This is a genomic window from Clostridium sp. Marseille-Q7071, assembly GCF_965112025.1.
Genome location: NZ_CBCOPR010000001.1, coordinates 2,156,531 through 2,171,133 on the forward strand (window position 1 = coordinate 2,156,531; position 14,603 = coordinate 2,171,133).

Here is a 14,603-nt window from a genome sequence, read left to right on the forward strand (position 1 = left end):
ATGAATGATAAAACACAGAAAGCTAATAGCTATAATTATGATGATAATATGCAACTTATAAAGCTTGCAAAAGAAGGAGATAAAATAGCTTTAGATAATCTAGTAGAAATGAATCTACCTTTGGTATCATCTCTTAGTAAGAAGTTTCTAAATAGAGGATATGAGTATGACGATATATTCCAAATAGGTTGCATAGGTCTAGTAAAGGCCATAAATAACTTTGATGAAAGCTTTAATGTAAAATTTTCTACCTATGCAGTGCCTATGATAGTAGGGGAAATAAAAAGATTTCTAAGAGATGATGGTATAATAAAAGTCAGTAGAAGCATAAAAAATACTGCTAGAAAACTTCATTATGATAGGGATGCACTTACTAAGAAATTAGGACGTGAACCTACTATTGAAGAATTGTCTAAATTCTCAGAAATAGATAAAGAAGATATTATTACAGCTTTAGAATCTTCAAATAATATGCAATATTTGTATGATACCATTCACCATGATGATGGCGCACCTGTACTTTTGATAGATAAATTAAGTGAAGATTATGAAGAGGATACAGAAGTTATAGATAGAATTGCACTAAAAGAAGCGTTAACAAAGCTAGACTTAAAATCTCGTCAAATTATAATGCTCAGATATTTTAAAGATAAAACTCAAATACAGGTAGCTAAAATGATGGGAATAAGTCAAGTTCAAGTATCTAGAATTGAAAAAAAAGTATTAAAAATAATGAGAGAGAAATTAAGTGGTTAAAGATAAGATGTATATATCATCTTATCTTTTTTTCATAAAATAATATAAACTGGAAACAATATTTATTGTGATATATTTTAGTAATTCAGAGAGGGTGACAGCAGTTAAAAACATTTATAAAAAATTATAAGAATTTTTCATAATCCCTTATCTGATATTGTAATTTCTTATTAAACTTTATATTCTTAAAGGTTTTTGTCTACTATAAAATGATTATTAAAAATATGAAGAAAGGAGAATGTTGACATGTCACAAATTAAATGTGTAAAAAATATTTGTGAGTATGTAAGGTTATTAATCCCTATAATTTTACTATAGAAGTAATTTATGAAAATTTTATAACATGATGAAATAATAGGGGAAAACTAACTTTATAGAATTTGTCAACGGTGAAGCAATGAAAGCAAAGGAAACAAAAATAGTCGGTAAATTTTATGATATTTATAATAAAGTCACTCCCAAACCTAAGTTACTAAGAAATTGTTTTCGTGCATTTTGGACTGGCGGACTTATATGTGTTATAGGTCAATTTATACAAAATATGTTAGTTAGATGGGGATTTGTTACAGAACAAATACCAGGTTATGTATCAGTTATTCTAATATTTATAGGATCATTTTTAACTGGTATAGGAGTATATGATAAAATAGGAGATTATGCAGGAGCAGGATCAGTAGTGCCAATTACAGGTTTTGCAAATTCAATTGTATCTCCTGCTATAGAGTTTAAAAAAGAAGGATTTGTATTTGGAGTTGCTGCAAAAATGTTTACAATTGCTGGACCAGTTTTGGTTTATGGTGTAGGTTCTTCTGTTATCTTAGGATTATTATATTATATTTTTAGGTGGTGATTTTAATGGCTGTTAGAATGGGAATACAAACTGTAAGTCTCGATAGCAAACCAAGAATAATTAGTACTTACAATGTAGTTGGTCCAAAAGAAGGAGATGGACCTCTAAAGGATTATTTTGATGAAATTTTAGAAGATGATATGTTTGGCTGTGATACCTTTGAAAAAGCGGAAAGTAAAATTCATTACACTGCTGTATCATCCTGCATTAAAAGAGCAAATCTAAAAGAAAGTGATATAAACTATATGTTTAGTGGAGATTTGTTAAATCAATTATTTTCATCTGGCTTTATGGCTAGAGATTTAGATATACCTTTTATGGGCATTTATGGAGCTTGTTCAAATATGACCTTATCAATGAGTATGGCTGCAATGTCTATAGAATCAGGCTGTGCAAATTATTCTATAGCATCAACTTCCTCCCATTTTTCTTCGGCAGAAAGGCAGTTTAGATTGCCTCTTGAAATGGGAAGTCAGAGAGCACCAGTTTCACAATGGACTGTTACAGGAGCAGGGGCTATGATGATTAGTAAAAATGATGATAAAAGTAAACCTTATATAACTCATATAACTACAGGAAAAGTTAAAGATTATGGAATTACAGATCCAAATGAAATGGGAGCAGCTATGGCACCAGCGGCAGTGGATACATTGAAACAACACTTTATAGATACAGGCAGGCAGCCAAATTATTATGATCTTATAGCTACAGGTGATTTAGGTAAGGTGGGGAAAAAAATCACACAAGAATTACTTTTAGAATATGGTTATGATATTAGTTCAAACTATATTGACTGTGGTGATGAAATTTTTGATTCTGAAAGACAAAATACTTATTCAGGTGGAAGTGGATGTGCTTCTTCTGGTGCAGTTATGACTGGATACATATATAGAAATATGCTCGCAGGTAAATTTAAAAAAGTATTATTAATTTCTACAGGTGCACTATTAAATTCGACTTCTCCATTACAAGGTGAAACAATACCAGGAGTTGCTCATGCAGTGTCTGTAGAGATTGGAGGGGAGTAAATATGAGTGATTACATAGCTGCATTTATAGTAGGAGGAATTATATGTGTAATAGGCCAAATATTAATGGATACAACTAAGTTAACTCCTGGTAGGATATTAGTTATATTTGTTACAGGTGGTGTGATACTACAAGCATTTAATATATATGAGAAAATAGTTAAAATAGGAAAAGCTGGTGCTACTGTACCCCTACCAGGCTTTGGATATTCACTAGCTAAAGGAGTTATTGAAGAAGTCCAGAAGGAAGGATTTGTAGGTATTTTTACAGGAGGAATAAAAGCAACAGCTGGAGGAGTAACCGGTGCAATTGTTTTTGGGTATATAATGGCATTATTATTTAATCCTAAAACAAAATAAAAAAGTTGGCAAATTAATCTGCCAACTTTTCTATTTATTAGAATTTTACATAACTAGATATAGTATCTATAAATTTAATAAAAGATATATTTTTAAATACACTATTTATATTTGAAGATTGATGAAAATTCATAGTCTGTAGGTTAGATCTTTGGACATCATTATTATCATTTTCATTAATTTCTTCATCTTTATCCTTGTCTTTATCTTTATCTTTGTCTTTATCCTTGTCTTTATCTTTATCCTTATTCTTATCTTTGTCTTTGTCTTTATCCTTATTCTTATCTTTGTCTTTACCTTTATCTATAATATCATATTTAGCTGGATCTTTTTCTGTTGGTAATACCCATTGAGAGTCTTGAAGATAAACTGATGGAGAATAGTCTCTTGTTATAAAGACACGTCTTTCAATTCTATCTTTTGGAGTATTTTCAGATGGTAAATAATATCTTCCATCTGCACCTTTAACAACATCAGCTTCAACATGGACATCGTCTAAAGTTGTTGGCTGAGTACCAGAAATAAATAATTCTGAGTAAACTCTATCACCTCTAGAATCTCTATAAGATAAATCTGTTGGAAGTGTACCAGAATCTCTAGATACATCTACATTAATTACACCAGCAGGTCTATCAATTTCTTTATATGGTAAATCTCTATGAGCAATTGCCATTATTTTTCCCCAAAGAGCAGAAGGATTATCACTATTCATACCTTCAATCTCGGTATAATCATCATTACCCATCCAAACTGCACAGGAATAATAAGGTGTTAATCCTGTAAACCAAAGGTCTTTAGAATCAGAAGATGTACCTGTCTTACCCCTTGCAGGCATATTACCAAAATTAGCACTAGGACCAGTACCTATTATAGGTTCTTTAAGCATATCAAACATTATATATGCTGTTTCAGGAGATATAACTTTATTACTTTCAAGTTTACTTTCTAAAATAGTTTTACCATTTCTATCAACAACCTTTGTGTATAATTTTGGCTTTGTAACTATTCCATTATTTCCAAAAGCACCATAAGCGCTTGATAATGCTAATGGATTAGTTCCATTTAAAGCACCACCATCCAATTGGCCTAACGCTAGTGCAGCCATGCTACTTTTATCATCATCATCAAGATGAATACCAAATTTAGTACCATATTCTGATGCTAAATCTAAACCAATAGCATCACCAATTCTAACGGCTATTGTATTAGCAGAAACTCTAATTGAATCTCTCATAGTAACATATCCTCTATACATATCAGGGCTATTTTTAGGATCATATGGTGGGTTACCATACTTTGAGCCCATTTCTGTTGGAACTGGTGCATCTTCAAAGGCTGATCCAGCAGTTAACTTTTGAGAATCAATTGCTGGTGCATATATTGTAAGAGGTTTCAAACTAGAACCTGGTGCTCTTAAGAAATTTTCAGATGCAGCTCTATTATAAGAATTTGCAGGCTGATCACCACGTCCACCAATTATGCATTTAACTTCACCACTTTTATAATCCATAATTACAGCAGAAGCCTGAAGGTTAGGATTCGCATATGGAGAAATTAATTCACCATTTTCATCATCAATAACTTTTTGGATCTCATCTTGTAAAGCTTTATCCATTGTAGTGTAAACTCTATAACCACCATACATTAATTCGTCATAAGCTTTTTCTTTATTATATCCATAAACGGACATTAAATCTTTAGCAACTTCCTCAATAACAGGTCTTGAGAAATATTCGTAGTTCATTTTGTTGTTAGATTTTAATGAGAACTTAAATAATAAATTCTCAGCCATTGCTTGATCATATTCTCCTTGATTTATAGCACCTGTTTCAAGCATTTTTTCTAGAACTGTTTTTGTTCTAGGTGAGTCGAAAGGCGTATTTTCTTTATAGTTCCTAAATGCATTTGCAAAAGAAACTGAGGGGTTTTGTGCAGCACCAGCTATAAAGGCTGCTTGCTTAATTGTTAATTTATCAACGGATTTACTAAAGTACATCTTAGAAGCAGCTTCAATTCCGTGGGCACTACCACCTAAGAATATAGTATTCATATAGGATTCTAATATCTGTTCTTTAGTTAAATATTGTTTCTCTAACTTGTGAGCTAAGTACATTTCTTGAACTTTTCTTTTAATTGAGGTTCTATTATTTAAAGAGTCCTCTAAAAAATACCTATATTTAACTAATTGCTGAGTTATTGTTGATGCACCTTGTAGACTTCCGTCCGATAGACCTAAGGCAATTTTTACGTCTGCAACAAAAGCACCACCAAGTCTTCTAAGATCTATACCTTTATGAGAATAAAATCGCTCATCTTCAATGCTTATAAAGGCATCTTTTAAAATTTTAGGTACTTTATCTATAGATACAGGAATTCTTTTTTCGGGGGTATTAAATTCATCAATTAATATACCCTTATTATCATATATTGTAGAAGTTTCTTCTATTTCTAGAAATTTTTGAACATCTATTTCAGGAGCAGTTTTTATCATTCCATAGCCCACTCCAGCACCTATTGCAATAGATCCCAATAATACAATAATAAGTGTTATATATATACCCTTAAATATTTTAGAACGGGTTTTTTTACGAGAACGCTTTTTTTTACCGTCACCCTTTTTCTTTTCACTCATAAGGTTTCCTCCTTAAGATTCTATTAGACATCTTAAATAAAATAACTATTTAAATATGCTTAGGATATTTTGTATCAAACAAAGACGCTGATTTTACTGATACCATTGGTATCAGTAAAATCAGTAAACGAAGTATGGTGTAAAATAGCTTAACATACTAATTAGTTATTTTTGAAAATGCCTCACTTTAATTATGTTTTTTTGTATTATACCATAATATAAAGAATTAATAAAATCTATAATAAATATTCTTCAAATCAATAATAGTACATATAATTAATTATTACTAATTTATTACAATATAAACTATATTTTAGAAAAATATTTTAGGAGATATGAAAATATGAAAATAAAAGTAAAAATTAAAATAATGTCAATTATAGTTTTTATATGTACTGTATTAATAGCTTTTCTTTATTATTTTGATGAGGTGATAGTTCCTAACATTATGGTGATATGTGATGGAGAGATGAGAGCGAAAGCTACAGATATAATTAATAAATCAATTATTGAGGAATATATAAATCAGTTTAAATATGATGAAATTATTAATTTTGAAAAAGATTTAGAAGGGAATATAATTTTATTAAAGGCAGATACCCTTAAAATGAATAAAATTGCTACAGATGTAGCTTTAAGAGTACAAAGGGATCTAAAGGAGATCGGACAAGTAGGCATAGAGTTTCCTATAGGATATATAACCAAGAACAATTTATTATCTAATTTAGGGCCAAATATTACTGCAACAATGCAACCTATTGGACATGTGGAAACTAGATACATTTCAGATTTTGAAAGCGCTGGTATTAATCAAACAAGACATAAAATATACGTAGAAGTAAAAGCTAAAATAAAGGTGGTTTTGCCAATAGGATATAATGAGGTAGAAGTAATTAGTCAACTACCAATAACAGAAACAGTGATTGTAGGGAAAATACCAGAAACTTCTGTACAGCTAGATTTAAATAGTGGAAAAGTAAGTTCTAGTGAATTTGAGTTAAAATAATTTAAAGGAAAAATAGTTTATATCATAAAGCTTAATGTATAGACTAATATAATTATTTCCCAGGTTATTTAAATTTACAATTTACAACACAAAATTCATAATTATAGTTGAAATTAGTTTTGAACGACCTAATTTCTTTGCTAGTAAATTGAACTGCTAGTTTTCCACAATTGCGAATTATGAACTGTATAAGAAAGAAGTATGTATAATTGTTTATTATTAACTGTAAATTTTCATTAAATAGGTACTAAAAAATAGCATTTATTTTGATATACACATTAATTTTAAGATTAGTATATATTGTTTTATATAATCAATGCATCCAAATGGGTGCATTTTATGATGGAGTTTGTTATTATAGATATTTTTAACTTCCTATAGGCTTTTATGAAAGTGAAACAATTTATAAAATTTATTAAATTTTTCGTGGGTTTAGTAAAAGAATTATTGTCTAAAGCTTATGAGATAATAGTTTTTATATTTTAAACTATTTGTGCAAAGTATTAAAATTTGATATATTATCTATATATAACTAACAACTAAGTTTTGTTCTTGGTTATGTACTTAGGGGGGAGGACATGGAAAAAATATATATTATGCTTACTTTCACAGGGACAACTCTTTCTAGAGCTATAAGAATATATACTAGAAATGATTATTCCCATACATCCATAGCGTTAGATTCAGGGTTAAGTGAAATGTATAGCTTTGGAAGAAAAAGACCTAAAAATCCTTTTATAGGAGGATTTATTAAAGAGAAAATTGATGATGGTGTTTATAAAAGGTTTTGTAACACTGAATGTATAGTTTACTCAATGGATGTTACATTGGAACAGTATGAGAAGGTAAAAGAGATTATTAAAGATTTTGAAAAAGAGCAAGATAAATATAGATACAATTTTTTAGGTGTTTTAGCGGTAGCTTTTAAAATGTCTTTAGAAAGAAAATATTATTATTTTTGTTCACAATTTGTATCAGAAGTTTTAGAAAGAAGCGGTATATTTAATTTTGAAGGCGAATTTACAATGATTAAGCCGGCAGATATACAAGGCTTAGATAAATTGAATGTTGTTTATAGAGGACTATTAAGAAATTATACAAATTCTAATGGATTAAGTTTTAACACTGATGTGATTTAAAATTAGCTTATGATATAAATCTGAAAAGCACCTAAATTTAAGGTGTTTTTTATTAGATATATGTAAAATAACTAGTATGATGACTAGGTATTTTTAAGGTGTTTAAATACAAAAAACTGATAACAATTTAGTGTTGTTATCAGTATAAAGATACTATTAGTTTTCTTCCCAATTGAATACGTATGGAATATTTCTATAATAGTCTCCATAATTAAGTCCATATCCAACTACAAATATATCTTCAATTTTAAATCCACAATAATTTGGTGCAATATCTATTTTTCTTCTAGATGGTTTATCTAAAAGGGTACAACATTTTACAGTACTAGCACCTAGTTCTTTCATGTGATTCATAACAAATTCCATAGTAATACCACTGTCAACTATATCATCAACTATTAGCACATCATATCCTTCTATATTATCAGGCACATCATTTACTACCTTAACAGTTCCAGAAGATTGTTCATCATGTCCATAGCTTGATGTAGTCATAAAGCCTATTTTTGTTGGAACTTGAATTTTTCTAACTAAGTCAGCAGCAAATATAAAACTTCCTCTGAGAAGTGAAAGAACATAGAGTTTTTTACCTTCATAATCTTTAGATATTTCAGAACCTAGTCTTTCTAAAGCTTCATCGATTTGTTCCTTTGAAATTAATACATTTACTTTTTTATTTTCCATAGAAATCACGTCCCTTAAATAATATTTACAATAATGGACTATTGTTATAAAAAAGCCCATTAACCCTGTATAAATCAATATTTGACTTTAATTCGTCAAAAGATTCATCAAAAATTTTAAAAAAATATTTTCTATTATGTTTCTTGTCTGTCTTACATATCATCATTTATGTGAGGATATGTCCTCATTGTTTGCTCTACGTTATGTCTAAGTAGTCTAAGCGTTAGTCTTAAAATCAACAACTCTACTTATCAACATAGTAGCATATGTGTGTCTCAATTTATAGACTGTTATATCATGCCCCCTTAATTCGAATAATTGATTTAAGTAGATATTACATGAATCTGTATTTTTAAAATTAAAAAGCCTATTATTTATATTAACAATTTTTTTACTATCTTTCAATTCTTTTAAATATTCATATAGAACTTTTAACATAGTTACTATCCTACATGAATTTTTGCTTTTTAAAGTTTCAAATCCATATTTAGGTTTTTCTCCTTCTTTATTTTTACTTCCATTGCTGTATTACTTTAATTAAATGATTATCTAAATCTATATTGTTATAAGTTAGACCTAAAACTTGCCTTAATCTTAGATCATAATTAGCTATTATTAGTACATTAAATAATAGCCATAATTTTGTTTATATTCCATATTATCTGGTTTAAACGACAATGATAATACAAAGATCCGACAAAGTAACAAGCAGAAAGGCTAAGAAATGGAGCTACAAGGAAGATTAAATAAAACAATGATGTGAAGATAACAGATATATAGGGTTTATTAGGATTAAGGAAGAACTAGATACGGCTATATTAAAAAAATTTCAAAAATGGTATAGATATAGAAACAAGGAAGGTTATTCTAGGCATAAGTATTTTAGAAGAGGAAAGCATAAAAGTAAAAGTAGAATAGTGAGGTAAGGCAAATGAAGAAATCAGAAAGTATAAAAGAGTTAGCCTCAGCTTTAAAGGATTTTCAAGCAGAGGTTAAAAATCCTAAAAATGTAGCAAATAATCCATTTTTTAATAGTAAATATGCTCCACTGGATGAAGTTATAAATACAGTTAAAGAACCTTTAAGCAAACATGGTTTATCTTATATACAAATGCCTAATAGTGAAGATGGCGCTCTTGTGGCAATAACAACCATGTTATTGCACGAGAGCGGTGAGTGGATAGAAAGTGAACCTCTAAAATTAAAAAGCGATAAACCTACAGCACAAGGCTCTGGAAGCTCAATCACATATGCTAGAAGATATCAACTATCAGCTATGCTTGGCATAGCAAGTGAAGACGAGGACGATGGTAATACTACAGCACATACTATATCAGAAGCTAAAGAACCTGAAAAAATTACAAAAGAGCAAGCAGAAGAAATAAGAAGTTTGTCAAAAGAGAAAAAAATATCAGAAGAATATATTTGCAAGTTTAGAAAAGTCAATAAATTTGAAGATTTACAAGAGAATGATTGGAAGGCAGCTATGGAATGGCTAAGAAAAAAATAGAAAATTCTTAGTACAAGATTTTCTATAAAAATACTAAATTTAATATTATAGGTAAGAGTTAAGGCAATAACTTTTACCAGCATTTTATGGCTAAGTTTAAACTAATTTTATAAGAGGGAGTGATAGTAAATGAGTGATAAAAATTTTATAGGAATGGGCCATAACCCTAATCCAAACGTTCCAGATATCCCAGAGGGTTTTGCAATGGCCCTTTTACAAGAGCCTGACGCAAGAGCTTCATTTCAAAATTTGAGCGATGAACAAAAAACAAATGTAATACAATATATACAAAATAACAATTTAACAGGTATTGACGCAAAAAATAAGATTAACAATGCAATAAAAAATCTAAATAATAACTCAATAGATTTCATATAAAGTATTTAAATATCTGGAAAATTTCCTAGGATAAGAATCAGAGGTGAAGAGATGGAAAAATACACAAGTGGTGCTGAAATACCACTAGGCTTAGGAATAGCGCTTCAACAATATAACGCAATGGACTATTTTTTTTCTTTATCACAAGAAGCTCAGCAGCAGATCATTGACAATACTCATAGGATACAATCTAGAAATGAAATGCTAGAGTACGTACAATCTTTAATAGAATCAAAATGATTTACTTTTGGATCTTAGTACATTAGGCTTTTCAACCCCAATTTCTTGCAGAAGCTATTTTTCTATTATATATATATATAGATATACCAGTTCCAAATTTAATGTATCAAAAATATAAATTGTCCTAATAATAACTATAATCAAATGCCAAGGAGAGGTTATTATGGGAAGGAAACAAACTCAAGTAGCTACATTACACAATCATACTTTAGAAAATTTAATTAAATTAGAGCAAGAACATACTAGTAAATATTCTCGTAGAGCTCTTCGAGCTGTAATTATGAGCTATCAAGGTATTCATCTAGACGATATAGAAAGAATCTTAAATGTTTCAAGAGTTACACTTTTAACCTATATAAAATCTTGGAACAAGAATGGACTTGATTCTATTGAAGATGGTCGTGGTGGTTCTGAAAGCTCATTTACTAATGAAATGTTAGATGAAATTAGAATGATTTTAACAACTAAAGACCCTAGAGAATTCGGTTTCATTTCATCAGTATGGAGTATTGACCGCGTAAGAGAATATGTTGATAAAAAATTTGGTAGGCTATACTCCTATGAAAGAACAAGACAAATAATGATAGAACTTGGTTTTTCATATAAACGTGGAGAATACCATCCTACTTTAGCAGATCCTCAAAAGCAAATAGCTTTTAAAAAAAATGCGTAGATACTCCGTATTGTAGAAAGCTCTTCTAATAAACTCTTATATGCAGCAGATGAAACTGCTATCAAAATAGAGGCTAATAATAGAAAAAGTTGGAGCCCTATAGGTCATCCCCCTCTAATCGAAAAAAACGGGTTAAAAGATGGCTTAAAACTTATAGGTGCTACAGAACTTTCTAAAAAGTATGATTCAATTGTAGATGCATATCCTTATAATACTTCAATAACTTCAGACAATTTCATAGCATTTTTACAACATTTATTAGATTTAAATGAAAATAAAAAGATATATATGATATTAGACAATGCTAGAATTCATAAATCTAAAACAGTTGAAGCATTTCAGATAAGTAATAAAAAATATTTAGAGTTAATCTATCTTCCACCATATTCTCCTGAACTAAATCCTCAAGAAAATGTGTGGAATAGATATAAATCTTGTATACATACTTATCTATCTAAAGGTTCTAAAGATGTTTTGTACAATGAAACAGCTAATTTTTATGAAGTTTTCAATAAAAATCTTGAAGGTATAAAATCCTTGGTAAATACTAGCAACTATTACGCTGAATAATTTAAGTTTTGACTTGGTATATCTATAGATATACCACCTTAAAACTTAATGTATATCTTTGAGGTATTTTAACTCACAATGCAAAATGCGCAATTAAGGTGAAAATTATTTTTGAACAAGATAATTTCTTAAATGGATTTTTTAACTATCAATATAATTGCTAGTGTTTTATTGTAGGTGCGAACAGTGTTCGCCAGTTCTTTTTAATATGCCTTATAGTTTAATATTCATTCAATAATATATGGCGAACGCTGTTCGCCGCTAAAGTTAATCAATTTTAAATTTCTCAGTTATCACTGAGAAATATACGAAATTAATTAGTGGGCAACGTGCAAGGTACTCCAAATAATATTACGAAAGGAATAATAACAATGAGTGATAAGAACTTTATAGGATTGGGGCACAACCCTAATCAAAATATCCCTGACATTCCAGAAGGTTTTGGGGCGGCACTTTTTAAAGAACCAGAAGCAAGAACTTACTTTGAGAATTTGAGTGATATCGAAAAAACAAATGTAATTAGATATATACAAAGCAATAACTTAACAGGTGATGAGGCTAGAAATAAAATTAGTAATGTAATAAAAAGTCTAAAAAATAATACATTAAATTTTATTAATTTAATGTAATAAATGTTTCTATATTTATCATTGTCGTTAGAACCAGCTTTTTTTAGTTTCAGTCATATGTGTATCATGGAGTTTAAAGAAATGTTAAGTAGACCAACTTATAGTAAAAAGGAATGCATCTATAATATATAATTAGATGCATTCCTTTTTTAAGTCATTCTTAAACAAGAGGTAAAATTGGTATATTTGAATCTTTATTTTTTTAAGCTAAAAATCCATAGTTATATTTCTCACTTTTTTATGTACTTGTTTCAATTGCTTTACTACTTTGACTAAAAGCTTATTTCAAATTTGCTCATAATATATTGAAAACTATACTAATTTTTGTTATATAGTTACTTATGATAGAGGTTTTTAATTCTTCTTTAATTAACCTGTAACACAATTTTGAATTTCCATTTTTGATATTCTACTCAAATAATCCAATTATTTCTTATATTTATAGCTTAATATCTTTAGTTGATTTAACAATTCATTTGCAAAATCTAATATTTCATCTTCACTCATTGCATTTATGTCAAATCCACCAAAACCCATAACAGATGGTTGCTTTAATATGAATTGCATAGCTTCTTCCGCAGTACTAAATTGATCAATATCACATAATTCTTTATCAACATCATTTTTATTTGTACCTTTATGTTTAGGAGCAAGAGTCTCTTTGGTCATATGGTTGATCTTATTTAAAGAATTCATGGCTGCATCTAATTTTTCTTCTGTATTTAATAAATAATCAGTAGAAACTCCAAAATATTTAGCTATTTTAATCAGTACTTCATAACTTGGTTTACGGGCATTTGTTTCATACATTCCTACCATGGAGGTGCTAACATCTATATTTTTAGCTAATTCTTCTTGTGTAATTCCATTTTCTTTTCTTAATTCTTTAATTCTTTCTCCAATCACATTAATCACCTCGACGAATTTTTATCATTATTAGTATTGTAACCGACAGTGATAAAAATATCAATACAACTAATGGTGATATTCAAAGCTATCAATAGCAAATTAAAGAAAATAGGAACTTAATTATCACTAATAGTTATAATAGAACTTGTTCTATATCACTAATGGTTGTAAAATGTAGATATAGAATTTAGAAGACGGAAAAAGAGTAATAAACATATTGTGAACAATATTACAATATTAAAAAAGAAGCTGGATTTAATACAGCTAAAGAAGCAGCTAGAAATTTAAATATAAGTAACAGCATGATGTATCAATTATAAGGAGAATATAAAAATTAAGTTATTCATGAGCTTTTAAAATGTCAAATGAATTTAATTGTAGCATGAAAGATATTTTTTTATTCTATATTACAACTAATAGTGATAAGAATGAGATGTAAAGATAGAAAAATTTATTTTAGTTAAAACTATATATGAAAGATGGAGCTAGATGAAAATTTTATAAGCAGATATTTCAAAGAGTGTATTATAAGTCCCTGTAAAAGTGTACAAGTTATAATGTTTCATCCTAAGTATATTGTAAAACTTTAAGGTGGAGATTTAGAAAAATTTTCATTCTTAGAAAAATGTTTAGAGAGAGAAAATGAAGTGCTTAAAAGAGAAAATAAACGGCTAAAAGAAATTTTAAGCAATATTTTTCAGAAGAAAGTTCTAAATTTATTAGTTTATAAGTTTAGATTGATACTCAATTAATAGAAAAACACCTAATATAGGAAAATAATCTGATGGCATAATCCATTATTAGAATATATTAAATCAATATATCAAGAAGATATCAAGACGTCAAAATAAAGAAAGTGAAGGTGGATATATGATAGAGAGATACAGAAAAGCTCTTGAAGAGGTATTAAGTAATTTAAGATCGATAGAAGCCCCCAATCCTGGAGATAATTATATAGATGATTCTATAAAAATAATATACGGATTATTGGAGGAAATCACTAATGAAAACAATAGTATTAATTAATTTTCAAAGTTATATAAAATAATATGGAGCTAGTAAGGTAGCATACTTAAAAAAAGATCAAAAAAGAAGGTGCTTAAGGATTAATATAAAATCAAAAAGAATAGAAACAAAAATTACAACTTGTAAAGTATGTCTATTATATATAAGTTCATTTAAGTTATACACAATAAAAAGAAATAATGTGAAATATAGCATAACTGCAATAATTCCAGAA

Annotated in this window: 16 protein-coding genes; 13 read left to right on the forward strand and 3 right to left on the reverse strand. The window is 28.7% G+C overall.

The features are described from left to right. From sigF to spoVAE, 4 genes are all read left to right on the forward strand, one after another. Complete coding sequence (gene sigF / locus ACWPW7_RS10045; protein ID WP_039631235.1) at nucleotides 1-756, forward strand: RNA polymerase sporulation sigma factor SigF; 756 nt, start codon at nucleotides 1-3, stop codon at nucleotides 754-756. A gap of 397 nt (nucleotides 757-1,153) precedes the next feature. After that, nucleotides 1,154-1,606, forward strand: a complete 453-nt coding sequence (spoVAC, locus tag ACWPW7_RS10050; RefSeq protein WP_039631237.1) for a stage V sporulation protein AC — start codon at nucleotides 1,154-1,156, stop codon at nucleotides 1,604-1,606. Nucleotides 1,607-1,611: 5 nt separating this feature from the next. Next, nucleotides 1,612-2,634, forward strand: coding sequence for a stage V sporulation protein AD (spoVAD, locus tag ACWPW7_RS10055; RefSeq protein WP_454053402.1), 1,023 nt, complete (start codon nucleotides 1,612-1,614; stop codon nucleotides 2,632-2,634). Nucleotides 2,635-2,636: 2 nt separating this feature from the next. Then, nucleotides 2,637-2,993: a stage V sporulation protein AE gene (gene spoVAE / locus ACWPW7_RS10060; RefSeq protein ID WP_039631240.1), complete on the forward strand. Its 357-nt coding sequence runs from the start codon at nucleotides 2,637-2,639 to the stop codon at nucleotides 2,991-2,993. 37 nt (nucleotides 2,994-3,030) lie between these two features. Here spoVAE and ACWPW7_RS10065 read toward each other — a convergent pair whose 3' ends face one another. Next, nucleotides 3,031-5,625, reverse strand: a complete 2,595-nt coding sequence (locus ACWPW7_RS10065; protein WP_454053403.1) for a transglycosylase domain-containing protein — start codon at nucleotides 5,623-5,625, stop codon at nucleotides 3,031-3,033. Between the two features lie 343 nt (nucleotides 5,626-5,968). On the opposite strand from ACWPW7_RS10065, the gene yunB reads away from it, so the two are divergent. Continuing rightward, complete coding sequence (gene yunB, locus ACWPW7_RS10070; protein WP_454053404.1) at nucleotides 5,969-6,631, forward strand: sporulation protein YunB; 663 nt, start codon at nucleotides 5,969-5,971, stop codon at nucleotides 6,629-6,631. A gap of 578 nt (nucleotides 6,632-7,209) precedes the next feature. Further along, nucleotides 7,210-7,770: a hypothetical protein gene (locus ACWPW7_RS10075; RefSeq protein WP_454053405.1), complete on the forward strand. Its 561-nt coding sequence runs from the start codon at nucleotides 7,210-7,212 to the stop codon at nucleotides 7,768-7,770. A 156-nt stretch (nucleotides 7,771-7,926) separates the two neighbouring features. On the opposite strand, the gene hpt is transcribed toward ACWPW7_RS10075, so the two are convergent. Beyond that, entirely contained in the window at nucleotides 7,927-8,454 is a 528-nt protein-coding gene (gene hpt, locus ACWPW7_RS10080) for a hypoxanthine phosphoribosyltransferase (RefSeq protein ID WP_454053406.1), read from the reverse strand. 931 nt (nucleotides 8,455-9,385) lie between these two features. Between hpt and ACWPW7_RS10085 the strand changes: the two genes are divergently transcribed. From ACWPW7_RS10085 to ACWPW7_RS10110, 6 genes are all read left to right on the forward strand, one after another. Continuing rightward, complete coding sequence (locus ACWPW7_RS10085) at nucleotides 9,386-9,964, forward strand: ERF family protein (protein ID WP_291568768.1); 579 nt, start codon at nucleotides 9,386-9,388, stop codon at nucleotides 9,962-9,964. Between the two features lie 129 nt (nucleotides 9,965-10,093). Then, nucleotides 10,094-10,342, forward strand: a complete 249-nt coding sequence (locus ACWPW7_RS10090; protein ID WP_454053407.1) for a hypothetical protein — start codon at nucleotides 10,094-10,096, stop codon at nucleotides 10,340-10,342. A 51-nt stretch (nucleotides 10,343-10,393) separates the two neighbouring features. Continuing rightward, nucleotides 10,394-10,582: a hypothetical protein gene (locus ACWPW7_RS10095; RefSeq protein ID WP_454053408.1), complete on the forward strand. Its 189-nt coding sequence runs from the start codon at nucleotides 10,394-10,396 to the stop codon at nucleotides 10,580-10,582. Between the two features lie 163 nt (nucleotides 10,583-10,745). Further along, nucleotides 10,746-11,255 (forward strand): helix-turn-helix domain-containing protein, encoded by a 510-nt coding sequence (locus ACWPW7_RS10100; RefSeq protein ID WP_454053409.1) that lies wholly within the window; start codon nucleotides 10,746-10,748, stop codon nucleotides 11,253-11,255. Nucleotides 11,256-11,264: 9 nt separating this feature from the next. Beyond that, complete coding sequence (locus ACWPW7_RS10105; protein ID WP_454055492.1) at nucleotides 11,265-11,825, forward strand: IS630 family transposase; 561 nt, start codon at nucleotides 11,265-11,267, stop codon at nucleotides 11,823-11,825. A gap of 371 nt (nucleotides 11,826-12,196) precedes the next feature. Beyond that, entirely contained in the window at nucleotides 12,197-12,454 is a 258-nt protein-coding gene (locus ACWPW7_RS10110; RefSeq protein ID WP_454053410.1) for a YdeI/OmpD-associated family protein, read from the forward strand. 426 nt (nucleotides 12,455-12,880) lie between these two features. Here ACWPW7_RS10110 and ACWPW7_RS10115 read toward each other — a convergent pair whose 3' ends face one another. Continuing rightward, complete coding sequence (locus tag ACWPW7_RS10115) at nucleotides 12,881-13,360, reverse strand: helix-turn-helix domain-containing protein (protein WP_454053411.1); 480 nt, start codon at nucleotides 13,358-13,360, stop codon at nucleotides 12,881-12,883. An 873-nt stretch (nucleotides 13,361-14,233) separates the two neighbouring features. Between ACWPW7_RS10115 and ACWPW7_RS10120 the strand changes: the two genes are divergently transcribed. Further along, entirely contained in the window at nucleotides 14,234-14,389 is a 156-nt protein-coding gene (locus ACWPW7_RS10120) for a hypothetical protein (RefSeq protein WP_454053412.1), read from the forward strand. Nucleotides 14,390-14,603 lie beyond the last annotated feature (214 nt).